At 63.3% G+C, this 23,751-nt stretch carries 25 protein-coding genes; 12 read left to right on the forward strand and 13 right to left on the reverse strand.

The genetic code is table 11. The features are described 5' to 3' along the window. Nucleotides 1–120: 120 nt before the first annotated feature. From kynA to kynB, 3 genes are read right to left on the reverse strand one after another with little or no spacing between them, the layout of a single operon-like run. Nucleotides 121–1,056, reverse strand: coding sequence for a tryptophan 2,3-dioxygenase (gene kynA / locus SB822_RS51390; protein WP_007743232.1), 936 nt, complete (start codon nucleotides 1,054–1,056; stop codon nucleotides 121–123). Between the two features lie 10 nt (nucleotides 1,057–1,066). Next, nucleotides 1,067–2,317 (reverse strand): kynureninase, encoded by a 1,251-nt coding sequence (gene kynU, locus SB822_RS51395; RefSeq protein ID WP_090838692.1) that lies wholly within the window; start codon nucleotides 2,315–2,317, stop codon nucleotides 1,067–1,069. Between the two features lie 27 nt (nucleotides 2,318–2,344). After that, the gene (kynB, locus tag SB822_RS51400) at nucleotides 2,345–2,992 is read right to left on the reverse strand and encodes an arylformamidase (protein WP_090838694.1); all 648 of its coding nucleotides are present in this window, start codon (nucleotides 2,990–2,992) and stop codon (nucleotides 2,345–2,347) included. 181 nt (nucleotides 2,993–3,173) lie between these two features. Here kynB and SB822_RS51405 point away from each other — a divergent pair, with 181 nt between their 5' ends. Continuing rightward, nucleotides 3,174–3,680: an Lrp/AsnC family transcriptional regulator gene (locus SB822_RS51405; protein WP_007578906.1), complete on the forward strand. Its 507-nt coding sequence runs from the start codon at nucleotides 3,174–3,176 to the stop codon at nucleotides 3,678–3,680. A gap of 57 nt (nucleotides 3,681–3,737) precedes the next feature. On the opposite strand, the gene SB822_RS51410 is transcribed toward SB822_RS51405, so the two are convergent. Beyond that, nucleotides 3,738–4,250: a flavin reductase family protein gene (locus SB822_RS51410; protein ID WP_007578904.1), complete on the reverse strand. Its 513-nt coding sequence runs from the start codon at nucleotides 4,248–4,250 to the stop codon at nucleotides 3,738–3,740. A 317-nt stretch (nucleotides 4,251–4,567) separates the two neighbouring features. Between SB822_RS51410 and msrA the strand changes: the two genes are divergently transcribed. After that, nucleotides 4,568–5,119 carry a peptide-methionine (S)-S-oxide reductase MsrA gene (gene msrA, locus SB822_RS51415; protein ID WP_090838697.1) on the forward strand — a complete coding sequence of 184 codons (552 nt, stop codon included), beginning with the start codon at nucleotides 4,568–4,570 and terminating at the stop codon, nucleotides 5,117–5,119. A 50-nt stretch (nucleotides 5,120–5,169) separates the two neighbouring features. Here msrA and SB822_RS51420 read toward each other — a convergent pair whose 3' ends face one another. The 3 genes from SB822_RS51420 to pdxH form a co-directional block, all read right to left on the reverse strand. Next, complete coding sequence (locus SB822_RS51420) at nucleotides 5,170–6,324, reverse strand: DUF72 domain-containing protein (RefSeq protein ID WP_090838699.1); 1,155 nt, start codon at nucleotides 6,322–6,324, stop codon at nucleotides 5,170–5,172. 101 nt (nucleotides 6,325–6,425) lie between these two features. Continuing rightward, nucleotides 6,426–7,640: an SAM-dependent methyltransferase gene (locus SB822_RS51425; RefSeq protein ID WP_007743228.1), complete on the reverse strand. Its 1,215-nt coding sequence runs from the start codon at nucleotides 7,638–7,640 to the stop codon at nucleotides 6,426–6,428. Between the two features lie 176 nt (nucleotides 7,641–7,816). Beyond that, on the reverse strand, nucleotides 7,817–8,455 hold the full coding sequence (gene pdxH, locus SB822_RS51430) for a pyridoxamine 5'-phosphate oxidase (RefSeq protein WP_007578894.1): 639 nt from the start codon (nucleotides 8,453–8,455) through the stop codon (nucleotides 7,817–7,819). A gap of 211 nt (nucleotides 8,456–8,666) precedes the next feature. Here pdxH and tcdA point away from each other — a divergent pair, with 211 nt between their 5' ends. Next, nucleotides 8,667–9,527, forward strand: a complete 861-nt coding sequence (tcdA, locus tag SB822_RS51435) for a tRNA cyclic N6-threonylcarbamoyladenosine(37) synthase TcdA (protein WP_007578889.1) — start codon at nucleotides 8,667–8,669, stop codon at nucleotides 9,525–9,527. Nucleotides 9,528–9,606: 79 nt separating this feature from the next. On the opposite strand, the gene trxA is transcribed toward tcdA, so the two are convergent. Continuing rightward, nucleotides 9,607–10,455 (reverse strand): thioredoxin, encoded by an 849-nt coding sequence (gene trxA, locus SB822_RS51440; protein WP_090838701.1) that lies wholly within the window; start codon nucleotides 10,453–10,455, stop codon nucleotides 9,607–9,609. A gap of 118 nt (nucleotides 10,456–10,573) precedes the next feature. Next, nucleotides 10,574–11,455, reverse strand: coding sequence for a pirin family protein (locus tag SB822_RS51445; protein ID WP_042316704.1), 882 nt, complete (start codon nucleotides 11,453–11,455; stop codon nucleotides 10,574–10,576). Between the two features lie 163 nt (nucleotides 11,456–11,618). Here SB822_RS51445 and SB822_RS51450 point away from each other — a divergent pair, with 163 nt between their 5' ends. The 3 genes from SB822_RS51450 (at nucleotide 11,619) to SB822_RS51460 (ending at nucleotide 13,203) form a co-directional block, all read left to right on the forward strand. Then, nucleotides 11,619–11,855 (forward strand): antitoxin, encoded by a 237-nt coding sequence (locus SB822_RS51450; protein ID WP_007743226.1) that lies wholly within the window; start codon nucleotides 11,619–11,621, stop codon nucleotides 11,853–11,855. Then, nucleotides 11,855–12,256 carry a type II toxin-antitoxin system VapC family toxin gene (locus SB822_RS51455; RefSeq protein WP_090838703.1) on the forward strand — a complete coding sequence of 134 codons (402 nt, stop codon included), beginning with the start codon at nucleotides 11,855–11,857 and terminating at the stop codon, nucleotides 12,254–12,256. Before SB822_RS51450 ends, SB822_RS51455 begins: the two co-directional genes overlap by 1 nt. 65 nt (nucleotides 12,257–12,321) lie before the next feature. Next, on the forward strand, nucleotides 12,322–13,203 hold the full coding sequence (locus SB822_RS51460) for an EamA family transporter (protein WP_090838705.1): 882 nt from the start codon (nucleotides 12,322–12,324) through the stop codon (nucleotides 13,201–13,203). 832 nt (nucleotides 13,204–14,035) lie between these two features. Here SB822_RS51460 and SB822_RS51465 read toward each other — a convergent pair. Further along, nucleotides 14,036–15,595: an N-acetylmuramoyl-L-alanine amidase gene (locus tag SB822_RS51465; RefSeq protein ID WP_007739792.1), complete on the reverse strand. Its 1,560-nt coding sequence runs from the start codon at nucleotides 15,593–15,595 to the stop codon at nucleotides 14,036–14,038. After that, on the reverse strand, nucleotides 15,577–16,131 hold the full coding sequence (gene tsaE / locus SB822_RS51470; RefSeq protein ID WP_007739791.1) for a tRNA (adenosine(37)-N6)-threonylcarbamoyltransferase complex ATPase subunit type 1 TsaE: 555 nt from the start codon (nucleotides 16,129–16,131) through the stop codon (nucleotides 15,577–15,579). The genes SB822_RS51465 and tsaE overlap by 19 nt, the downstream gene beginning before the upstream one ends. A 41-nt stretch (nucleotides 16,132–16,172) precedes the next feature. On the opposite strand from tsaE, the gene queG reads away from it, so the two are divergent. From queG to xerD, 3 genes are read left to right on the forward strand one after another with little or no spacing between them, the layout of a single operon-like run. Beyond that, nucleotides 16,173–17,405, forward strand: a complete 1,233-nt coding sequence (gene queG / locus SB822_RS51475) for a tRNA epoxyqueuosine(34) reductase QueG (RefSeq protein ID WP_407671745.1) — start codon at nucleotides 16,173–16,175, stop codon at nucleotides 17,403–17,405. A 33-nt stretch (nucleotides 17,406–17,438) separates the two neighbouring features. After that, nucleotides 17,439–17,909 (forward strand): methylated-DNA--[protein]-cysteine S-methyltransferase, encoded by a 471-nt coding sequence (locus SB822_RS51480; protein ID WP_090838709.1) that lies wholly within the window; start codon nucleotides 17,439–17,441, stop codon nucleotides 17,907–17,909. Then, nucleotides 17,906–18,841: a site-specific tyrosine recombinase XerD gene (xerD, locus tag SB822_RS51485; RefSeq protein ID WP_090838711.1), complete on the forward strand. Its 936-nt coding sequence runs from the start codon at nucleotides 17,906–17,908 to the stop codon at nucleotides 18,839–18,841. Before SB822_RS51480 ends, xerD begins: the two co-directional genes overlap by 4 nt. A 24-nt stretch (nucleotides 18,842–18,865) precedes the next feature. On the opposite strand, the gene SB822_RS51490 is transcribed toward xerD, so the two are convergent. Beyond that, nucleotides 18,866–20,437 carry a class I adenylate-forming enzyme family protein gene (locus tag SB822_RS51490; protein WP_090838713.1) on the reverse strand — a complete coding sequence of 524 codons (1,572 nt, stop codon included), beginning with the start codon at nucleotides 20,435–20,437 and terminating at the stop codon, nucleotides 18,866–18,868. 198 nt (nucleotides 20,438–20,635) lie between these two features. Here SB822_RS51490 and ybaK point away from each other — a divergent pair, with 198 nt between their 5' ends. Then, complete coding sequence (gene ybaK, locus SB822_RS51495; RefSeq protein ID WP_007578864.1) at nucleotides 20,636–21,127, forward strand: Cys-tRNA(Pro) deacylase; 492 nt, start codon at nucleotides 20,636–20,638, stop codon at nucleotides 21,125–21,127. 143 nt (nucleotides 21,128–21,270) lie between these two features. Continuing rightward, complete coding sequence (gene plsY / locus SB822_RS51500; RefSeq protein WP_007578862.1) at nucleotides 21,271–21,912, forward strand: glycerol-3-phosphate 1-O-acyltransferase PlsY; 642 nt, start codon at nucleotides 21,271–21,273, stop codon at nucleotides 21,910–21,912. A gap of 83 nt (nucleotides 21,913–21,995) precedes the next feature. On the opposite strand, the gene SB822_RS51505 is transcribed toward plsY, so the two are convergent. Next, a complete protein-coding gene (locus tag SB822_RS51505; RefSeq protein ID WP_007578861.1) occupies nucleotides 21,996–22,481 on the reverse strand; it encodes a YajQ family cyclic di-GMP-binding protein in 486 nt (161 codons plus the stop codon). Between the two features lie 168 nt (nucleotides 22,482–22,649). On the opposite strand from SB822_RS51505, the gene murB reads away from it, so the two are divergent. Next, nucleotides 22,650–23,690: a UDP-N-acetylmuramate dehydrogenase gene (gene murB / locus SB822_RS51510; protein WP_090838719.1), complete on the forward strand. Its 1,041-nt coding sequence runs from the start codon at nucleotides 22,650–22,652 to the stop codon at nucleotides 23,688–23,690. Nucleotides 23,691–23,751 lie beyond the last annotated feature (61 nt).

The following is a 23,751-nucleotide window of genomic DNA, read 5'->3' on the forward strand; positions in this document are numbered from 1 at the left end:
GCGGCGGCAAAGAAAAGTAGGTGCCGCCCCGCACAGGGGCGACGCATGAAGCGCGAAGGCAAAACGCGGATGCCAGCGCAAACACAAGCAAACCAAACCAGCAGTCGCAAGACAAAAAACCTAGAGCAACGTCCTCACATGCCAAAGCTCAGGAAACAGCACAACATCAAGCATCTTGCGCAGATAAGGAGCGCCTGCAGTCCCACCAGTCCCTTGCTTAAACCCAATAATCCGTTCAACGGTAGTCACATGTCGAAACCGCCACTGCCGAAAGGCATCCTCAAGATCGACGAGTTCTTCAGCCATCTCATACAGTTCCCAATGCTGGGAAGGATTCCGATAAACCTCAAGCCAGGCGGCTTCAACCGAAGCATCATGCTGAGTAGGCAGTGTCCAATCCCGCTCGAGCCGTGAGGCATCAATAGCAAACCCCCGCCTCGCCAGCAAACGAACCACTTCGTCATAAAACGAAGGCGCCTCGAGTGCCGCTTTCACTTCGGCAAACACATCGGCGTGATGCGCATGAGGCTTGAGCATCTGCTCATTCTTATTCCCGAGCATAAACTCCAGCTCACGATACTGATAAGACTGAAACCCCGACGAACTGCCAAGAAACGGCCGCATCGCCGTATATTCCGAAGGCGTCATCGTCGACAACACACTCCACGCCTGCACAAGCTGCTCAAGAATCCGCGACACACGCGCAAGCATCTTGAACGCCGGCGGCAACTCATCACGATGCACTGAAGCAAGCGCGGCACGCAATTCATACAGCGCAAGCTTCATCCACAACTCGCTTGTCTGATGCTGAATGATGAACAGCATCTCGTTGTGATCCGGCGACAACGGATGCTGCGCATGCAGAATCGATCCAAGCGACAGATAGTCGCCATAGCTCATCGACTTCGAGAAATCGAGCTGTGCGTCGTGCCAGCCTTCGCTCTCATCGGCGGCCATGTGCGACGCGTGCGTCTCGCGCGGCGTCTGCGTGCCGCCATGCCCGAACGGGCAGCCTTGCGCGGGCTTGTCTTCCGTCATCTTCATGTGGTCGGTCATCGCGGGCTCCTCAGGTCACGGCGCCGCGTGCGGCAAATTCAGGCGCGCGCCAGATCTCGTGCTCGAGCACGTGTCGCAGATGCTCGACGGCATCCCACACATCGACAAAGCGCGTGTACAGCGGCGTAAAGCCGAAACGCAACACATGCGGCTCGCGATAATCGCCGATCACGCCGCGCGCGATCAGCGCCTGCATCACTTCATAGCCATGCGGATGCTCGAAGCTCGCATGCGAGCCACGTTGCGCATGCGCGCGCGGCGTCACGAGTTCGAGCGGAAATTCTTTGCAGCGCGTTTCCACCAGTTCGATGAAGAGATCCGTCAGCGCAAGCGACTTCTTGCGAATCGCCTGCATGTCGGTTTGCAGAAAAATGTCGAGCCCGCATTCGACCAGCGCCATCGACACCATCGGCTGCGTGCCGCATAAAAAGCGGCCGATGCCGTCGTCGGCTGCATAGGTCGGGTCCATTGCGAATGGCGCGCGATGTCCCCACCAGCCCGACAACGGCTGTTCGAAATCGCTCTGGTGACGATGCGGCACCCACGCGAACGCTGGCGAACCCGGACCGCCATTCAGATACTTGTACGTACAACCGACGGCACAATCCGCACCAACGCCGTTCAGATCGACCGGCACGGCACCCGCCGAATGCGCGAGATCCCACAGCGCGAGCGTGCCCTTGTCGTGGATCAGCTTCGTCAGCGCGGCCATGTCGTGCATATAGCCCGTGCGGTAGTTGACGTGCGTGATCATCGCGACGGCGACCTCGTCGGTGATGGCGGCGGGCAATTCGGACGGATCGTCGACGAGGCGCAACTCATAACCGCGATCCAGTTGTTTGATCAGCCCTTGCGCGATGTACAGGTCGGTCGGAAAGTTCGAGCGCTCCGACACGATCACGCGCCGCTTCGGGTCGCGCTTGTCCTGCATGCGCAGCGCCGCCGACAGCACCTTGAACAGGTTGATCGAAATCGTGTCGGTGACGACGACCTCGTTGTGCGCCGCGCCGATCAGCGCGGCGAGCTTGTTGCCCAGACGCCGCGGCAGCGAGAACCAGCCGGCCGTGTTCCAACTGCGGATCAGTCCTTCGCCCCATTCGGCGCCGATCACGGTCTGCGCGCGCTGCGCAGCCGCGGCGGGCGGCACGCCGAGCGAATTGCCGTCCAGATAGATGACGTTCGGCGCAAGCGCGAACTGGTCGCGCAACGGCGCGAGCGGGTCGGCTGCATCCAGCGCGAGTGCTTCTTCACGTTGATTCATGGTGTTCGTTCGGTCGAAAGAGTGCGTTTAAGCGGAATGTCGTTGTTCAGGAAGCGCGCGCAGCACGGCGCGCACCGGACTGGCGTCGAGCGTCGTCAGCTTGAGGGGCAGCGCGATCAGTTCGTAGTCGCCGGGCGCGACGGCATCGAGCACGATGCCCTCGAGAATCGCCATCCGGTGCGCGCGGATGCGGTGATGCGCATCCATCGTTTTCGATTCCTGCGGATCGAGCGACGGCGTGTCGATGCCGATCAGCTTCACACCGTGCGCGGCGAGCAGATCGATCGTGTCGGGCGCGACTGCGCAGAAATTGCTGTCCCACGCTGTAACAGGCGCTTCGCGGTAGGTGCGCAGCAGCACGCGCGACGGCACGCCGTCGAGCGACGCGGCAACATGCTCCGGGCTCACCAGCGGCGTCGCGCCGATACAGTGGATCACGCGACAGCGGCCGAGATACGCATCGAGCGGCACTGCGCCGATCGCGGCGCCGTCGGCGTCGTAGTGCAGTGGCGCGTCGGTGTGCGCGCCCGTGTGCGGCGAGAGCGTCAGCCGCGCGACGTTGACGGGCGAGCCTGCCTCCATCCGCCACACGCGCTCGATGCCCACGGGCGTGTCGCCCGGCCAGACGGGCGTCGCCGTATCGACGGCGGGCGTGATGTCCCAAAGCGTGTCCATTCGTCTCCTATTGACCACAGTTGGCGCCTCAGCGTCTTACTCTGATCCCATGCAAGTGCCGTTGTTCTGCAACCTTCATTGGATAATAGGCGGCATCAGACGAAATGTGCTTGCTAAAAAAACTGTTTATTTCGCCCCCTTTGGAACATAATTTGAGGCAAATGGGAAAGGGAGACCGAAAATGAACGCGATCTCACTGGACGCCACCGATTGCCGTATCTTGACGGTGCTGCAGCACGAAGGACGAATCAGCAATCTGGATCTGGCGGAGCGCATCTCGCTTTCGCCGTCCGCGTGTCTACGACGTTTGCGCCTGCTGGAAGAGCAGGGCGTGATCGAGCGTTATCGCGCGTGCCTGAACCGCGAAGTGCTGGGGTTCGAACTGGAAGCGTTCGTGCAGGTATCGATGCGCAACGACCAGGAGAACTGGCATGAGCGCTTCGCCGACGCGCTGCGCGACTGGCCGGAAGTGGTCGGCGCGTTCGTCGTGACGGGGGAGACGCATTATCTGCTGCGGGTGCTCGCCCACAATCTCAAGCACTATTCGGATTTCGTGCTCAGCCGCCTGTATAAGGCGCCGGGCGTATTGGACATCCGCTCGAACATTGTGCTGCAGACGCTGAAGGAAGATTCGGGCGTGCCCGTCGCGCTGGTAGCGAGCTCAACAAAGGCGCAACAACCAGGCTAGCGGCACCGGGGCGGGCGGAAAACCGCGCCTTTCGTCGCACGCAAAAGCGCCGGCCTGTCAGCCGAGCCGCTTCAGGCCGTGAAAATCGCCGTTCTGGAACACGAGTGGTTCGGTTTCGCTGGCCTGATCGTGGACGCCGCAGCGCTCCACTTCACCGACAAAAATGACGTGATCGCCTTCGTCGTAGCGGCTGCGGTTATGGCATTCGAACCATGCGAGCGCGCCGTCGAGCACGGGCATGCCCGTGTCGCCCGCCGCATGCGACACCCCTTCGAAGCGGTCGCCCTTGACGGTTGCAAAGCGCTTGCACAGATCGAGCTGCGTCGAGGCCAGCACATTGACGACATAATGACTGTTCGAGCGGAACACGGGCATCGAGGCCGAGCGTGTCGCAAGACTCCACAGCACGAGCGGCGGCGCCAGCGAGACGGAATTGAATGAACTGGCCGTGATGCCGATCAACGCGCCAGACGGCGCACGTGTCGTAATGACGGTGACGCCCGTCGCGAACTGGCTGAGCGCGCGGCGAAAAGCGCCGTTGTCGAAATTGGGCGGGTTGGCGTGCTTCATCGGCTGATGCATTCTGGCGAATGGACCGCTTGATGAAGCGACCAGAGGGAAAAAAACGGTTCGAAGGTCATGTAGAAATTCGGCGAATTGTCCCAATTTTAACTGCAATCGCAGAGGGCCAGGCGCGAGCGCGTGGCGGGACAAGGGCGGCCGCATGGTACGGATGGTGCGTGCGGGCTGCATGAATCCCGAAAAGGGCGGAGTATTGCGCCGGTCGGATGCGGTGAAGCATCGGGTGTCCACAGTGACTGCGGCGAGCCCAGCGCGTTTTTGTCCGAAGGGCAAGCGTCGCGGCGAGCCAAATTCAAGGAGCGAGCATGAGTCAGTCAGTCGAGACCGCCACGCTGGGCGGCGGGTGTTTCTGGTGTCTGGAGGCGGTGTATCTGGGCGTCGATGGGGTGACGTCGGTGGAATCGGGGTATGCGGGCGGGCAGGTCGACAATCCGTCGTACGAGCAGGTCTGCGACGGCGACACGGGGCACGCGGAAGTCGTCAATGTCGAGTTCGATCCGGCGCGCATCACTTACCGCGAGATCCTCGATATTTTCTTCGCGATCCATGATCCGACCCAGCTTAACCGCCAGGGAAACGATGTCGGCACGCAATACCGGTCGGTGATCTTCACCCACTCGGACGCGCAGCGCGACACGGCGTTGCAGGCGATCCGCGAGATCGGCGCCGAAGGCATCTACGACGGCCAGATCGTCACGCAGGTGCTGCCGCTGGACGGCAACTATTTTGCTGCCGAGGTGTATCACCAGAACTACTTCGCGCAGCATCCGGATCAGGGCTATTGCGCGTTCGTCGTCGCGCCGAAGGTGGCGAAGTTCCGGCAGAAGTTCGCGCATCGGATCAAGGCCGGCGCGTGAGCGCGGACTGATCGTCGCGCATTGATGTAGCAGCTTGCGCGGCGCAGGTCCTACGCGGACTGCGCCGCGTTTTCTTTTTGTGCGCCGCGAAGACGCTCGCAGGCGGCAGCGATTTGCGCCGCGAGCTTTACGCAGGTCAGCGGCGCGGAGCCTTCGGCCTTGTTGTTCGCGGCGATCAGCACCGGCTGGCCTGCAATCGCGTAACGCGCCGCCAGCTCGGCGAGCGCGGTGCGGGTGTCGGGGTCTTCGTCGACGAGTTTGTCGAACGGTTCGTACTTTGCTTTTGCCTGTTCGTACTTGAAGCCGCCGTGCAGGCTCCAGCGCACGATCAGCGGCCCTGACGGCGCTTCATCCAGCAACGCAAGCGCGGCGGCCTGCCGCGACGGATCGGGCATCCGCGCGTGAATGCCGACGCAGTAGCGCACGCCCGTCGCCTTTAGCGCGCGAATCAGGCGCGGCGTCAGCATCGACGCATCGCGGATTTCGACGGCGTAGCAGGTATCGCCTTCGAGCGGCGGCAGCGCCGCCAGGAACGCCGTCAGCCGGTCGACGAAGAGGGCCGGCCGCGCGAGCATTTCATTCGGCAGCGGCGAGAACTGGAACACGAGCGCGCCCGCTTTGGCGCCGAGCCCGTCGATACACGGCCGCACGAATTCGGCGATGGCCAGCTGGGCGTTCAGAAAGCAGGGATTCTCCGACACCGGCTCGCCGCGTTCGGCGCGCACGGTCGCGTCGGTGACGAGCGCGGGCGCCTTCACGATGAAGCGGAAATGGTCCGGCACCTGCTGCGCGTAACGCAGATAGTCGGTGAGCGTGAGCGGCGCGTAGAACGAGCGGTCGATGCTCACCGTGCGCAGCAGCGGATGCGCGCCGTAGGCGGTGAGGCCATCGCGCGAGAGCTTGCTGTTGCTGTAGTCGTCGCCGTAGACGATGCCTTTCCAGCCGGGAAAGGACCATGTCGAGGTGCCGAGATGCACTTGCGGCGGCAACTGGCTGGCGAGGTGAATGACTTCGTCGGAAGGCGGCGCGGCGAGAACATCGCGGGCGCGGCGCTTTTTCGGTGGCGCGTCGCTGGGCGCGGCAGCCGTTTCCGACGAAGCTTTGGGTACGGAAGCAACGGCGACAGGCGCCTGCTCGACGGGATTGCCGAACATGTCGAGTTGCAGGGAGGCGTCGGGCGTTTCGGGTGCCGCTTCTTCTTCCATCGATCCGTTACGAGAGACAGTGCGCTGACGCTGATGAACTACGTCCGCCTCGGGCCGATGCATGAGCGCCACGGGCCCGAAGCGGAATCCAGTCAGCGATTTTACAGCGCCTTCTCGTACATGAAGCGGCGCGACCAGGGCAGCGTCGTCGCGCTGCGGCCCGCCTTGCGGCACACCACCTGATAGATCGATACGTCGTCGTTCTCGAACGCATACGCGCAGCCCGCGAGGTACACGCGCCAGATGCGGAATCTCTCGTCGTCGACGAGCGACTTCGCTTCTGCCGCTCTCGCCTCGAAGTTCTCGGCCCAGATGTCGAGCGTGCGCGCGTAGTGGCGGCGCAGGCTTTCGATATCGAAAGCTTCAAGCCCGCCGCGCTGCATCGTTTCGAGCGCGAGACTGATGTGCGGCAACTCGCCGTCGGGGAATACGTATCTGTCGATGAACTCGCCGCCGCCCAGCGCCGTTTCACCGCTGTTGTAATCGGTCGACGTGATGCCGTGATTCATCGCGATGCCGTCATCCGCGAGCAGGTCGTGAATCTTCTGGAAGTAGCCGGGCATATTCTTTCGGCCCACGTGCTCGAACATGCCGACACTCGTGATGCGGTCGAACTGCCCCTGGACGTCACGGTAGTCCTGCAGCCGGATTTCGATCTGGCCTTCGAGACCGGCTGCTTTCACGCGCTGCGTCGCGAGGTCGAACTGGTTCTGCGACAGCGTCACGCCCACGCACTTCGCGCCGAACTTCTGCGCCGCGCGCAGCACGAGCGCGCCCCAGCCGCAGCCGATATCGAGCAGACGCTGGCCCGGCTGCACCTGGATCTTCGTCAGGATGTGATCGATCTTCTTGATCTGCGCGGTGGCGAGGTCTTCGTCGCCGTTCTCGAAATACGCGCACGAGTACACCATGTTCTCGTCGAGCCACAGCTTGTAGAACTCGTTCGAGACGTCATAGTGATACTGGATCGCCTTCTTGTCCGACGTTTTCGAGTGGTTGAAATAGCGCCGCACGCGCGCGAGCTTGCTCGCGCTCGTTACCGTGCTGCGCGCCAGCGAATAGCTGATGTTGATGATGTCCGACAGCTTGCCTTCGATGTCGATCTTGCCCTTCACGTACGCCTCGCCCAGATTGTCCAGGCTCGGTTCGAGCAGTAGCGGCAGCGCGGACGCGCTATTCACTTTCAGTGTGACCTGCGGCGCGGCGAACGTGCCGAAGTCATGTTGCTGGCCATCCCATAACACCAGGCGCGCCGGGATATTGGCCTTCGTTTTTACTTCGTCTACCCACTGCGCCAGCTTCTTCTCCCAGAACATGTGATTTCTCCGTGTCCAATGAATCAAAGCAAAGCCTGTCGAACCACAGTGCGCAGCGCGCGAGCCGGCCTTGGCCGCGCTGTCTGATGTGGAGCCGCGCGCACGCGATTCTGCCGTCGGCGCAACGCGTCATGCAATGTGAAGCAGGACGGGCCGCGCGCCGGTGCATCGATGTGTCAGGGCGACAGACGGGCGATCGTCCAGTCGGCGCTGCCGCTACGCGTGTAGAGCAGCCGGTCGTGCAGACGTGAAGGCCGTCCTTGCCAGAATTCAATCGCGTCGGGAATCAGGCGATAGCCGCCCCAGTGCGGGGGCCGGGGCGGACTGTCCCCGTATTGTGCAATGAATTCGCGTTCTCGCGCTTCCAAAGCGGCACGGCTTTCAATCACCTTGCTCTGCTCGGACGCCCATGCGCCGATGCGCGAGCCGACGGGACGCGATGCGAAGTATGTGTCGCTTTCAGCGTCGCTCGTCTTGACGACTGCGCCCTCGACGCGCACCTGGCGCTCGAGTTCGATCCAGTAGAAAAGGAGGCTTGCGTGTGGGTTCTGCGCGAGGTCGAGGCCCTTGCGGCTCTCGTAGTTCGTGAAGAACACGAACCCGCGCTCGTCGACACCCTTGATCAGTACGATGCGCGCCGAAGGCCGGCCGCGCGGGTCGACCGTCGCAAGCGTCATCGTGTTCGGTTCGGGGAGTTGCGCGTCGATGGCCTGTTTGAACCATACGTCGAACTGACGGAACGGGTTCGGGTCGGCGTCGGCAATGTCCAGCGAACCGAGCGAATAGTTTTTGCGAAGGTCGGCAAGAGTGCTCATGTTTTTATGCAAGCGCTACAGTGTGGAACCAGTATAGCGAAGGACAAAGTTTTCTGCGTTGAGGCGTGTCGTGTGGGCCGCGCGTTGAAGCTGCTGACGCCGCAATCCGCGGGCGTGCGCCGGCGCGATCAGGCAAAATACAGGGTTGAAAGCATGCAGATATCCGCAGGATATTGCAATGCCGTAGTCCGAATCAGCGAAGCTACCCATCATGTCCACGCCTCTCGTCACCGAGCATTCCGATATTACTACCGACTCCAGCGCGCATGAAACCGCCGACCGCGCCCGGCGTTTCGGCGGCGTCGCGCGCCTGTACGGCGCGCCGGCGCTCGCCGCGTTCGAGCGCGCGCACGTTGCCGTGATCGGCATTGGCGGCGTCGGCTCGTGGGCGGCGGAAGCGCTCGCGCGCACGGCGATCGGCCGGATCACGCTGATCGATCTCGACAACGTCGCCGAGAGCAACACGAACCGGCAGATTCACGCGCTCGACGGCAACTACGGCAAGCCCAAGGTCGATGCGATGGCCGAGCGCATCCGGTTGATCGATCCGCAGTGCGATGTGCGCGTGATCGAAGATTTTATCGAGCCGGGCAACTTCGACACGGTGCTGGGCGGCGGCTTCGACTACGTGGTCGATGCGATCGACAGCGTGCGCACGAAGACGGCGCTGATCGCGTGGTGCGTCGAGCACAAGCAGCCGTTGATCACGGTCGGTGGCGCGGGCGGCCAGCTCGATCCGACGCGTATCCGTATCGACGATCTCGCGCAGACCATTCAGGACCCGCTGCTGTCGAAAGTGCGCGGCCAGTTGCGCAAGCAACATGGCTTTCCGCGTGGGCCGAAAGCGAAGTTCAAGGTGAGCGCGGTGTATTCGGACGAGCCGCTGATCTATCCGGAAGCGGCCGTCTGCGATATCGACGAAGAAGCTGAGCACGTCACGACGTCGCCCGGTCATCATGGCCCTGTGGGCCTGAACTGCGCGGGCTTTGGATCGAGCGTGTGCGTGACGGCGAGCTTCGGCTTTGCGGCCGTGGCGCATGTGCTGCGCGCGCTGGCGAAGAACGCGGCCTGAAGCGCGGCGGCTTACGCTTTCTCGCCTGAATGAAAAAACGCGGCACATGGCCGCGTTTTTCATGGTCGAGCGAGAACGATCAGTTCAACAACGCACTCAGCTTGCGGCGCCATTTCGCGACCAGTTCCGGCTGATGCGCGGCGAGATCGAACACGGACAACATCGTCTTGCGGCCGATGTCTTCGCGGAACGTGCGGTCACGCGTGACAATGGCAAGCAGATGCTCGAGCGCCGGATCGTACTTGCGCCGGGCAATGAGCGCGCTTGCCAGATCGAAGCGCGCTTCGAGGTCGTCGGGATTGCTGGCGACGGCGGCTTCGAGCGCATCCGTGGGCGGCAGGTCGGAGGCGGCGTCGACGGCATCGAGCCGCGTCTTGATCGCGTTGTAGCGCGCGTCGATGCCCTGCGTCGTTTTGGGCGACAGCAGATCGTTTTCCTTCTGCGCTTCTTCGGCGCGGTTGTCTTCGAGCAGCAGCTCCATCAGATCGAGCCGTGCTTCGTCGAAACCCGGGTCATAGGCGAGCGCGGCCTTGAGCGCGTCGTACGCATCCTCGCGGCGGCCTTCGGCGATCGCTACGGCCGCTTCCGCGCGCGACGCTTCCGCGCCGTCCGGCACGAGGCGGTCGAGGAACTCGCGTAACTGGCCTTCCGGCAGCACGCCGATGAACTGATCAACGGGCCGTCCGTCCGCGAACGCGACGACGTGCGGAATGCTGCGCACCTGGAAATGCGCGGCCAGCTCCTGGTTTTCGTCGACGTTCACCTTCACGAGCCGCCATTTGCCTTCGTACTCGGCCTCGAGCTTTTCGAGCATCGGGCCGAGCGTCTTGCACGGTCCGCACCACGGCGCCCAGAAGTCGACGAGTACGGGCGCGAGCATCGACGCGCTGATGACGTCCTTTTCGAAAGTGGCGAGGGTGGTGTCCATTGCTGTCTCTTCCTTGGATCGGTAGGCGAAGTAGTTGGGGGCGGCCTGAGTCGTTTCAATACAGGGCTTCATCGGCCCTTTCGCGCCGCTGCGCCGCTCCCCGCGGATGTCTGCCAGTCTAGCGCGGCTTGCGCTCGGGCAGCGGTATCCATTCGGTCTCGCCGGGCACCTTGCCCATTTCCTGGTTGGTCCACGCGAGCTTTGCCCGCTCGATCTTCTCGCGCGAACTCGCGACGAAATTCCATTCGATAAAGCGCTCGCCGTCCAGCTTCTCGCCGCCGAGCAGCATCACCGTCGCGCCTTTCGCGCTCGCTAGCGTCACGGTTTCGCCGGGCGTGAGCACGGCCATCGTCGCGACTTCGAGCGGCTCGCCATCGAGCGACAGGTCGCCGTCGACGAGATACACGCCGCGCTCGTCGTGCTCCGGTTCGAGCGCGAGCACGCTGCCCGGTGCGAAATGCGCGGCGGCATACAGCGTGCCGGAGAACGTGCGCGCCGGCGACGTCTGGCCGAACGACGTGCCCGCGATGATGCGCAGCGTGACGCCGTTGCGTTCGATCTCCGGCAGCGTGGCACCCGCGTGATGTTCGAACGACGGCTCGGCGTCTTCATCGGCGAGCGGCAGCGCGACCCACGTCTGGATGCCGTGTACCGTCGAGCCATTCGTGCGGTCGGGTTCCGGCGTGCGCTCCGAGTGAACGATGCCGCGGCCCGCCGTCATCCAGTTGACGTCGCCGGGAACGATCTTCTGTTCGGAGCCGAGGCTGTCGCGATGCATGATCGCGCCTTCGAACAGATAGGTGACGGTCGCGAGTCCGATATGCGGATGCGGGCGTACGTCGAGCCCCGTGCCGGCAGGCAGCGTGGCGGGGCCCATGTGGTCGAAGAAGATGAACGGGCCGACGAGACGCGCGGCCATCGCGGGCAGTACGCGCCGCACGGCCAGATTGCCGATGTCGCGGACGTGGGGCTTCAGAACCGCTTTGATCGATGAGGACATGACGGGCTCGGTTGGTGGGGACAGGGTGAATCATTTTACTGCCGGGCGGCGACACACGCGTTTCAGGGACGTGCCGACGCAGTGTGCACACACATGTATGTACGTGGATTCGCAAATTGCGCTATAGTACATACATCGTACACACATGATGTCTGGAGGAATGATGCCGATGACCAGAATTTTCCGTAACGGCAATTCGCAAGCAGTGCGGATTCCTGCGGAGCTTGCTTATGAGAGCCTCGATATGGAGGTGGAGATCGAGCGGGTCGGCGACGAATTGCGAATCCGGCCTGCACGTCGGCCGTTGACAGGTGTGTTGCGCAAGTTCGCGAAGTTCGGCGACGACTTCATGTCGGAAGGGCGGGGCGATCAGGAGCAGGCGGATCGGGAGGGCCTGTAATGCCGCGCTTCATGCTCGACACGAATATGTGCATTTATTTGATGAAGAACCAGCCGGAAGAAGTCGCGCGGCGGTTCGAGCAGTGCTTTATCGGCGATGTCGTCATGTCGGCCATCACCTATGCGGAACTCGAGTATGGCGTCGCCGTGTGCGCGAATCGCGCGCGCGAGCGGCGCAATCTGGCAGCGCTGATTGAAGACATTCCCGTCTTGCCATTCGACGTCAAGGCGGCGAGCGCTTACGGACCGATTCGCGAGGCGACGCGCGAGCGCAAGAAAGATCACTTCGACAAACTGATTGCCGCGCACGCCGTTTCAGTTGGTGTCACGCTCGTGACGAACAACGAGCGCGACTTCGCCGCCTATCCGGGCCTCAACGTCGAGAACTGGCTAAACGGCTGAGCACCGTTGCCGGATAGCTCGGCTACACTCTCATGCTCTGATACAGAGCAAACACAGGAATGTAGATGTCACCAAAAGACCTGCTGCTGGCGCTGGTCGTTGTCGTTGCGTGGGGTGTGAACTTTGTCGTGATCAAGGTTGGGCTGCATGGTGTTCCGCCGATGCTGCTTGGCGCGCTGCGCTTCATGCTTGCCGCTTTTCCCGCTGTGTTCTTTATCAAACGGCCGCAGATGCCGTGGCGCTGGCTCATCGCCTATGGCGCGACGATCTCGCTCGGGCAGTTCGCGTTTCTGTTTTCGGCGATGTATGTCGGCATGCCGGCTGGCCTCGCGTCGCTCGTGCTGCAGGCGCAGGCGTTTTTTACGCTCCTGTTTGCCGCTTTGTTTTTGCATGAGCGCTTTCGCGTGCAGAACGTGCTCGGGCTCGTTGTCGCGGCGATCGGGCTTGCCGTGATCGGTCTGCAGGGCGGAGCCGCGATGACGCTTGCCGGGTTCATTCTCACGCTGTGCGCGGCTGTGATGTGGGCACTCGGCAATATCGTCACCAAGAAAGTCGGTAAGGTCGATCTGGTGGGCCTCGTAGTGTGGGGTAGTTTGATTCCGCCTGTGCCGTTCTTCGTGCTGTCGTATCTGCTCGAAGGGCCGCAGCGGATCGGGGCTGCACTGACGGGCATCGGCGCTTCGTCGGTGTTCGCGATCGTTTATCTCGCGTTTGTTGCTACGCTGGTTGGGTATGGGCTTTGGAGCCGGCTGCTGTCGAAGTATCCGGCGGGGCAGGTTGCGCCGTTTTCGTTGCTCGTGCCGATTGTTGGGCTGGCGTCGGCTTCGCTGTTTCTCGGCGAGTCGTTGTCGGGTGCGGAGATTGGTGGCGCGGTTTTGGTGATGGCGGGGCTTGCTGTTAATGTGTTCGGTGGGTGGGTTGTGCAGAGGTTGCCCCTCGCGCGGTGATGGTTGGTTGGGGTGGGTTGGGGGGCGCTGGTATTCGCGATGCGGCGGTGTTGGCGTTTGCGCTGGCATCCGCGATTTGCCTTCGTGCTTCAAGCGTCGCCCCTGTGCGGGGCGGCACCTACTTTTCTTTGCCACCGCCGCAAAGAAAAGTAGGCAAAAGAAAGCGGCTCACACCGCCAATCCTTGTTCTTGCCTGAGGGCCCCCAAAGGTTCCTACACTTCACACGGCGGCATTTCTGTTCGCGTTCGTTGCCAACGCTTCGAATGAGCGCCTCACCCACTTCAAACATCCGAACTTGGGCTAGCGGCAGCGAATGGTATGTGCCGCCCAGGTGGCAAACTGTGTGTACGTTGTCGCATCGTATAGCCTGGCGCTCTTACATGGTGGTGCGCGTGCGCTATCTGTCCGAAGTGAGGCGTGTGTGCCTCTGCGGCCTACACACAGTTTGCCACCTGGGCGGCGGCGGAATATCTGGCACGGCGTGCCGCAACGCGGGCGCGTGGAGCAGGTGAGGCGCTCTTTCAATGCGGTGGCAACGAGCATGAGTCATGTGATTGCCGTGTGAAGCGTAGGAACCTTTGGGGGCCCTCAGGCAAACATAAGAACTGGCGGTGTTAGCCGCTTTCTTTTGCCTACTTTTCTTTGCGGCGGCAAAGAAAAGTAGGTGCCGCCCCGCACAGGGGCGACGCTTGAAGTACGAAGGCATAACGCGGATGCCAGCGAAAAGGCAAACCCACAGGGGCGACGCATGAAGCACGAAGGCAAAACGCGGATGCCAGTGAAAGGCAAAGCAAACCACCCAGCGTCGCAGACAAAAACCAAAACCCCAGATCAGGTCATCCGATTCTTAGCCAGCGGCGGATTAGCCGCAAAATACCGCTTAATCCCGGTCATGATCGCGCTAGCCATCTTCTCCCGATACGCATCATCATTCAGACGACGCTCCTCATCCGGGTTACTGATAAAAGCGGTCTCAACAAGAATCGACGGAATATCAGGCGCCTTCAGCACGGCAAAGCCAGCCTGCTCAACAGACCCCTTATGCAACCTGTTGATCCCACCAATCTCCTTCAGCACAAAATTGCCATACCTCATCGAATCGCGAATCTGCGCCGTCGTCGACATATCGAACAACGCGCGGTTCACGCTCGCATCGGCGGACTTGATGTTGATGCCGCCAATCTGATCCGACGAGTTCTCCTTATTCGCCATCCAGCGCGCGGCCGCGCTCGACGCGCCATGCTCCGACAGCGCGAACACCGACGAGCCACTCGCTTCCGGCGTAGTAAACGCATCCGCGTGAATCGACACAAACAGGTCCGCGCCGACGCGCCGCGCCTTCTGCACACGCACGTTCAGCGGCACGAAGAAGTCGGCGTCGCGCGTCATCATCGCGCGCATGTTCGGTTGCGCATCGATCTTCGCGCGTAGCTTCTTCGCGATATCGAGCGCGACGTGCTTCTCATACGTGCCGCTGCCGCCAATCGCACCCGGGTCCTCGCCGCCGTGACCCGGATCGATCGCGACCGTCAACAGGCGCACCGTGTTGCTGCCCTTCTTCGGGGTGGTGAACTTGTAGGCGTCGTCGCCGCTGTCGCCGTCGTTGTCCGCATCGTTGTCGTTATTGCGCGCGATGACGGGCGGCGCAGGCGTCGGCGTGGGCTTCGACGGAACGTGCGGCGTGGGCGCAGGCGCCGTATGCACGGGCGGACGCGGCGCGGGCGAGGGCGACGAAGGCGCGTTGTTCTGCGCGTACTTCTCGAAGAACGCGTCGGTGTTGTCGGCAGGCGGCGCAGACGGGCCGCTCAACGTCGCGGCGGGTGGCGCAGCCGGTGGCGCGGCGTTGTCATCCAGTTGCTGTTGCTTGCGCTCCGACTGCGCGAGCAGTTCCATCAGCGGATCGGGCGCGACTGCGGGATACAGGTCGAACACCAGACGATATTTGTACGTGCCCACGGGCGGCAGCGTGAACACCTGCGGCTTCACCGAGCCCTTCAGGTCGAACACCATCCGCACGACATGCGGCTGATACTGCCCGACTCGCACGGATTGAATCTGCGGATCGTTCGGCGCAATCTTCGAGACGAGGTCCCGCAACGCCTGGTCGAGGTCGAGCCCACTCAGATCGACCACCAGCCGGTCGGGCCCTTGCAGCAACTGCTGCGTGTTCTGCAGCGGCTGGTCGGACTCGATGGTCACGCGCGTGTAGTCGCGCGCGGGCCACACGCGCACGCCCAGCACCGACTGCGCCCACGCCAGACGCGGCGCGACAAGCCCGAGGACGAGCGTGGAAGCGCCCGCGCGAAGAATCTGCCGGCGGCGCCAGTTATGCGTCGCGGTGGCCGCCGATTCGATCGAGCGGAACGGTTTGATCAACATCTTTCGAGACATGCCTTTCCTGGTTCGCTATACGCCCGGGCGATCAGCATGCGGCCATCGCCGTCGACGTCGAGCGAGAAGACGAGATCCGGCACGCCCAGCAGAGTGCCCGCGCGCTCCGGCCATTCGACGAGGCAGATAGCGCCGCTGTCGAAGTATTCGCGAAAGCCTGCGTCGGCCCATTCGGCCGGATCGGTGAAACGGTAGAGATCGAAGTGATACAGCTCGAGTTCCCCATCCGGCCGTTCGACCGCATAAGGTTCGACGAGCGTATAGGTCGGGCTGCGCACGCGGCCCGCGTGTCCGAGCGCGCGCAACGTGGCGCGCACGAGCGTCGTTTTGCCGGCGCCCAGGTCGCCGTGCAGCTGCACCTGGAGACCGTTGAATCCGTCATGGACCGTCGCGCTGGCTTCGCTGCGCACGCCGTCGATCGCATGCGCGAAGCGCTCGCCGAATGCCATCGTCGCGGCTTCGTCCGCGAGCGCAAACTGGCGCTCGAGCAGGACAGCGGCGGAAGGTCGATTCGCGGGACCGGTGTGATCGGGCATTCTCGTAAAATGACGTAATGAACCAAGGCCAGCAGCATTCCATGTCGGACCCACATCGCGATCCCCATTCGCCGCTCGAAACGACGAATAATGAAGCACCCGTCACGCGTCGCCATGATGATGCGCAACTGGCTGCGCTCGCTTCGCGTATCAAAGGCTGGGGACGCGAACTGGGTTTCGGCGCGGTCGGCATCAGCGATATCGATCTGTCGCACGCTGAAGCGGGCCTTGCAGCCTGGCTCGACGCGGGTTGCCACGGCGAGATGGATTATATGGCCAAACATGGGATGAAACGTGCGCGGCCAGCCGAGCTTGTGGCCGGCACGCGACGCGTGATCTCGGTTCGCATGGCTTATTTACCGGCTTCTTCAGGGGCGCGAAAGGGCGATGAAAGTGCAGTCGCCGACGTTCAACATGATTGGCGTCTCGACGAACGCGCGCGTCTCGAAGACCCAACAGCGGCCGTTGTGTCGATCTACGCGCGCGGCCGGGACTATCACAAGGTCATGCGTAACCGCTTGCAGCAACTGGCTGAGCGGATCGAGGCGGAGATCGGGCCGTATGGCTATCGCGTGTTCACCGATTCGGCGCCCGTGCTCGAAGTCGAGCTTGCGCAAAAGGCAGGCACGGGTTGGCGCGGCAAGCATACGCTGCTGCTGCAACGGGACGCGGGGTCGCTGTTCTTCCTCGGTGAAATCTTCGTCGACGTGCCTCTGCCGACAGATGCCGAAACATCGCCCGAAAGCGCGCCTGAAACGCCTGGCGCGCATTGTGGCAGCTGCACGCGTTGCATCGGCGCATGTCCCACGGGGGCGATCGTCGCGCCTTATCAGGTCGATGCGCGGCGCTGCATCTCCTATCTGACGATCGAACTGAAGGGCAGTATTCCCCAAGACTTGCGGCCGCTGATCGGCAATCGTGTGTATGGATGCGACGATTGCCAGCTCGTGTGTCCGTGGAACAAGTTTGCGCAGGCCGCGCCCGTCGCCGATTTCGATGTGCGTCACGGGCTGGATCGCGCGTCGCTGGTCGAGCTGTTCGGCTGGAGCGCAAGCGACTTCGATACGCGCATGCAGGGCAGCGCGATCCGCCGGATCGGCTACGAGTGCTGGCTGCGTAATCTCGCCGTCGGCATGGGCAACGCGCTGCGCGCCGCGCGGGATACGCTTTCCGCCGATGCCCGTGCGGCCATCGTCGACGCGCTGCGCCAGCGTGCCGACGATCCCTCGCCGCTCGTGCGCGAGCATGTCGAGTGGGCGCTGGAAGCGGCGTGAGCGCGCCGTTCGAACGAGAGGAGTGAACACATCATGTTCAACGCAGTGATCGATGCACCGTTCGGCAAGGTCGGCGTGCGTCTGGAAGGAGAGGCGGTGCGCGAGATCGTCTATCTGCCCGACTCGGTGCCCAACGTCGAGCCGGATTCGGCGCTCGCGAAGCAGGCCGTCGAGCAGATCGAACAGTACCTGCAACATGCGTCGGCCAGCTTCGATCTGCCGCTCGCCGACGTCGGTACGCCGTTCCAGCGACGCGTCTGGAAAGCGATCAGCGAGATTCCACCCGGCGTCGTAGTGACCTACGGGCAACTGGCGAAGCAGATCGGCAGCGTGCCGCGCGCGGTCGGCCAGGCGTGCGGATCGAACTTCTTTCCGATCGTGATTCCGTGTCACCGCGTGGTCGGCGCGGGCGGTATCGGCGGCTTTGCGCATACGGGCGGCGACGGCTACTATCGCAACGTCAAACGCTGGCTACTCAAACACGAGGGCGTACCTTACGCATGACTGATGTGCTGACCGAAGACGCGCAGCCTGCGTCGCCTTTGCTGCTGACGAGCGGCGCGTCGATCGACGCGTTCTGCGACGCGCTGTGGCTCGAGCATGGCCTCGCGCGCAACACGCTCGACGCGTACCGGCGCGACTTGCGGTTGTTCTCCGAATGGCTTGCGAGCGCGCGCGACTCATCGCTCGACACGGCGAGCGAAGCCGATCTGACGGCATACAGCGCCGTGCGCTCGGGCGACAAGTCGACCTCGGCGAACCGGCGTCTCTCCGTATTTCGGCGCTATTACGCGTGGGCCGTGCGCGAGCATCGGGCATCGGCGGACCCGACATTGCGTATCCGCTCGGCCAAACAGCCGCCGCGTTTTCCGTCGACGCTGACGGAAGCGCAGGTCGAAGCGCTGCTCGGCGCGCCCGACGTGACGACGCCGTTGGGCCTGCGCGACCGCACGATGCTGGAGCTGATGTACGCAAGCGGCTTGCGGGTCAGCGAGCTGGTCACGCTGAAGACGGTTGAAGTGGGCCTGAACGAAGGCGTCGTGCGCGTGATGGGCAAGGGCTCGAAAGAGCGGATGATTCCGTTCGGCGAAGAGGCGCATGGCTGGATCGAGCGGTATCTGCGCGAGTCTCGCCCCGCGCTGCTCGGCCAGCGTGCCACCGACGCGCTGTTCGTCACCGCGCGCGCCGAAGGCATGACGCGCCAGCAGTTCTGGAACATCATCAAGCGCCACGCGATGACGGCGCACGTGCATGCGCCGCTGTCGCCGCATACGCTGCGTCACGCGTTCGCGACGCATCTGCTGAACCACGGCGCGGACCTGCGCGTCGTGCAACTGCTGCTCGGCCACACCGATATCTCGACGACGCAGATCTACACGCACGTCGCGCGCGAGCGGCTCAGGACGCTGCACGCCGCGCATCACCCGCGCGGGTGAGTTTCAGGCTCGTTTGTGCGCGGCTCAGACGAGATCGCGCAACCGGTGCTTGAGAATCTTGCCCGTCGATGCCGCCGGCAACGCGGCAAGCACCTTGATTTCGGCGGGCCGCTTGTAGGGCGCGAGGCGCGCTTCGCACCATGCGGCGAGATCGGCGGGCGTGACCTTGGCTCCGCCCGTCAGTTCGACGAACGCGACCACTTCCTCGTTACCTTCGACCGCGCGCCCGATCACCGCCGACTGCACGACATCGGGATGCGCGTTCAGCACATGCTCGACTTCGGCTGGGTAAACGTTGAAGCCCGAGCGGATGATCAGTTCCTTGCTGCGTCCAACGATATGCAGCGCGCCGTCTGCGTCCTGGCGCGCGAGATCGCCTGTCTTGAGCCAGCCGTCCACGGTGACGGCCGCCTGCGTCTGCTGCGGATTGCGGTAATAGCCGAGCATCACGTTCGGCCCGCGCACCCACAGTTCGCCGACTTCGCCTTGGGCGACGTCGACGCCGTCCAGTCCGACGAACCGCACTTCGATGCCAGGAATTGCCTCGCCGACAGAACAGTCGGTGCGCGGCGCATCGATCATCGTTTGGGAGACGGTCGGACTGCTTTCGGTCGTCCCATAGCCGTTGTGCAGCGCGACGCCATACACGCTTTCGACGCGCGACTTCAATGCGGCGTCGAGCGGCGAGCCGCCGGAGTAGGCAAAGCGCAGGCGCGGCGCGGACCACGGCAAGCGTTGCGCCTGCAGGTATTCGAGCAGCTTCGCGTGCATCGCGGGCACGCCCTGGAGGATCGACACCCGTTCTTCGGCGAGCGCGCGGCGCACGGCTTCCGGCGCGAAGCGCGGCGCGAGCCTGAGCGTCGCGCCCGCAAACAGGCTGCCGAGGCACACCGACGCCAGGCCGTACACGTGCGAGACAGGCAGCACCGCATAGACGACGTCGTCGGCATTGACGCGCCGCAGCGTGCTCGACATCGCCGCGATGAACAGCAGATTGCGGTGCGACAGCATCACGCCTTTGGGTGAGCCCGTCGTCCCCGTCGTGTAGATCAGCGCGGCGCATTGGCGGTCGCTGGTTGTTTCGACGGGTTCCACACGCGCTTTATCGTCGAGCGCGTACGACCATCCGCCGATGTCCACCGCAATCTGGCGGGCCGGCTGTGCGCCGTGACGCTCGGCGTGCTGCTGCGCATCGGGCGATGCATCGACGGCATACGCGACCAGACGGGGTTGCGCGTGCGCACGGATCGCATCGAGTTCCGCCGCCGACAGCCGCGCGTTCGACACCAGCGCCCATGCATTGAGTTTCGCGGCCGCGAACAGCAGCACGATCTGCACGACGCTGTTCTCGGCGACGATCATTACGCGGTCGCCAGCGCGCACACCTTGTTCGGCGAGCAAGGCAGCGATGGCATCGACGGCTTCGACGAGTTGCGCGCGCGTCAGACGGCGGTCGTCTTCGATCAACGCGGGATGCTGTGGATCGCGCGCGGCGATGAGTTTTGGAATATCGGCGATGCGTTCGGGGAGCGCGGCGAGAAGCGCCGCAACATCGACGTGCTGCGCGCCGGCCGGCGAGTGCTGGGCTGAATTCAACGATGTCTCCTTTGTCGACGGGAGTTAGCGCTTTAGCGCTTACTCCCGTCCCATGCAAAGCACGCGATCTCGACGCGAGTGGCTGTTGCATTCCATTGCGCCAGAACAGTTCCGAACGATCGTGCCATAGCCTCGGAGCACGCACAATTGGCCGTTCGGCCAATGGTCGTCGTGTCGCGCGGCCATTACAATGCGCCGATGAGCAAATCCAGACACGTTTCCGAGACCCCCGCCACGCAGTTCCTGCGTCGCCATAAGGTCGAGTTCGGCGAGCATCCGTACGACTACGTCGACCACGGCGGCACGGGCGAATCGGCGCGGCAGTTGGGTGTCGACGAGCATCAGGTCGTCAAGACGCTGGTGATGGAAGACGAAAGCGCGAAGCCGCTGATCGTGCTGATGCACGGCGACCGCACCGTGTCGACCAAGAACCTGGCGCGGCAGATCGGCGCGAAGCGTGTCGAGCCGTGCAAGCCGGAAGTGGCGAGCCGTCATTCGGGGTACATGATCGGCGGCACGTCGCCGTTCGGCACGAAGAAGGCGATGCCCGTGTACGTCGAATCGACCATACTCGAACTCGACCGGATTTTCATCAACGGCGGGCGGCGCGGTTTTCTGGTCAGCATCGAGCCCGCCGTGGTGACGTCGCTGCTGCACGCGAAGCCGGTGCAATGCGCGATCGTCGAATGACGCGCGCTGTCGTTGTACTGGCTTGTGGTAGCAACTGAAGGGTTCGGTAGAATGTGCGCCGTTGCGCCGGCGCGTCTTGCGCATGCGGCGCATGGAGACCAGCGTCGCCTGGTACGCTTTCCGACACTGATAAGAGTTTGAACATGGAAAACCTGATTGTCGCCGTCGTGGCCTACCTGATCGGCTCGGTGTCGTTTGCCGTGGTCGTCAGCGCCGCGATGGGACTCGCCGATCCGCGCTCGTACGGCTCGAAGAACCCCGGCGCGACCAACGTGCTGCGCAGCGGCAACAAGAAGGCCGCGATTCTCACGCTGCTCGGCGACGCGTTCAAAGGGTGGCTCGCCGTCTGGCTTACTGGGCATTTCTCGGCGCACTTCGGACTCGACGACACCTCCGTCGCGATTGCCGCGATCGCCGTGTTCGTCGGTCACCTGTATCCCGTCTTCTTCCGCTTCAAGGGCGGCAAGGGCGTCGCGACGGCAGCTGGCGTGTTGCTCGCGATCAATCCCATCCTCGGCATCGCGACTCTGGCGACCTGGGTGATCGTCGCGTTCTTTACGCGCTATTCGTCGCTGGCCGCGCTGTGTGCGGCGATCTTCGCGCCGCTGTTCGACGGCTTCCTGTTCGGCGCGAACGTGATCGCGGTGGCGATCGTCGCGATGAGCGCGCTGCTGATCTGGCGTCACCGCGCGAATATCGCGAAGCTGGTCGCTGGGCAGGAGAGCCGCATCGGCGACAAGAAGAAAGCGGAAGCGGCGGCGCGGGCAGCTTCGAACAAGCACTGAGCCCGCAGCGGGCGGGGCGGCGAGGCCGCTTTGCCGCCCGTCAGCCCTAGCGCTGCACGACGGGCAGCACCTGAGCGCGAGAATCAGTCGCGGAAGTTGTTGAAGTCGAGCGGCGTGTCGGTCACGTCCTTGCGCAGCATCGCGATCACGCTTTGCAGATCGTCGCGCTTGGTGCCCGTCACGCGCACTGCGTCGCCCTGAATGCTCGCCTGAACCTTTATCTTGCTGTCCTTCACGAGCCTGACGATCTTCTTGGCCAGATCGCCGGACACGCCCTTCTTCACGGTGACGACCTGCTTGACCTTGTCGCCGCCGATCTTCTCGATCTTGCCGTAGTCGAGGAAGCGCACGTCCACGTTGCGCTTGGCCATTTTCGACACCAGCACGTCCTTCACCTGGCCGAGCTTGAATTCATCGTCGGCGAACGCGGTCAGTTCGCGTTCTTTCTGCTCGACGCGGGCGTCCGAGCCCTTGAAGTCGAAGCGCGTCGAGATTTCCTTGTTGGATTGCTCGATGGCGTTCTTCACCTCGATCATGTTGGCTTCGCTGACGACGTCAAACGATGGCATTGCTTTCTCCCATTTGTTTCAAAGCGCGCGGCGCGCAAGGCTGCGCGCGATGCACTCGCTATAATCACGGACCGGTGTCATTTTACCGACGCCTTCCCTATTTGCCCAAGGCTCGCGCGGGTCGTGTTCATGCCGCGCGGGTTTCATGAGCGCTTGCCAGAACGCCTGATGTCCCAGTCCGAACCCCTTTCGTTCATCGCCGACTTCCCGCTGAAGCCGCACAACACGTTCGGTTTCGACGTGCGCGCGCGGCTTGCATGCCATATCGAAAGCGAGGCGCAACTGCTTGCCGCCGTGCGCGATCCGCGCGCTGCGGGCTTGCGGCGGCTCGTGCTGGGCGGCGGCAGCAACGTCGTGTTGACGGGCGATTTCGACGGACTCGTGCTTCTGATCGGCCTGCGCGGCCGCAAGGTGATCCGCGAAGACGACGACGCATGGTACGTGGAAGCGGCCGCGGGCGAGAACTGGCACGAGTTCGTGTCGTGGACTCTCGCAGAGGGCATGCCCGGCCTCGAAAATCTCGCGCTGATCCCGGGCACGGTAGGCGCTGCGCCGATCCAGAACATCGGCGCGTACGGGCTGGAGATGTGCGAGCGCTTCGTGTCGCTGCGCGCAATCGAGCTGGCGACGGGCGAAACCATCGAACTCGACGCGGGCGCTTGCCGCTTCGGCTATCGCGACAGCTTCTTCAAGCAGGAAGGGCGCGAACGCTTCGTGATCGTGTCGGTGACGTTCAGGCTGCCGAAGGCGTGGGTACCGCGCGCGGGTTACGCGGACATCGCGCGTGAACTTGCCGCCGTCGGCCTCGGCGATTCGACGCCGTCGCCTCAGGCGATCTTCGATGCCGTCGTCGCGGTGCGGCGCGTGAAGCTGCCCGATCCGCTCGCGCTCGGCAACGCGGGGAGCTTCTTCAAGAACCCCGTCGTCGAGGCGGCGCAGTTCGACGCGTTGCGCGCGAAAGAGCCGGAGGTCGTTTCGTATCGTCAGGCGGATGGGCGCGTGAAGCTCGCGGCTGGCTGGCTGATCGACCGGTGCGGCTGGAAAGGCCGCTCGATGGGCGCGGCGGGCGTGCATGAGCGGCAGGCGCTCGTGCTCGTGAATCACGGCGGCGCGAGCGGGGCAGAGGTGCTGGCGCTCGCGAAGGCCATTCAGCAGGATGTCGCGCAGCGGTTCGGCGTCGAGCTGGAGGCGGAGCCGGTTTGTCTGTGAGCGGTCTGCGCCGCGCCTGAAACGAAAATCGCCGGCTTCGAGCCGGCGATTTTCGTTTGAT

The sequence above is a fragment of the Paraburkholderia sp. SIMBA_054 genome (assembly GCF_046534875.1).
In the GTDB taxonomy this organism is placed as follows: Bacteria; Pseudomonadota; Gammaproteobacteria; order Burkholderiales; family Burkholderiaceae; genus Paraburkholderia; species Paraburkholderia hospita.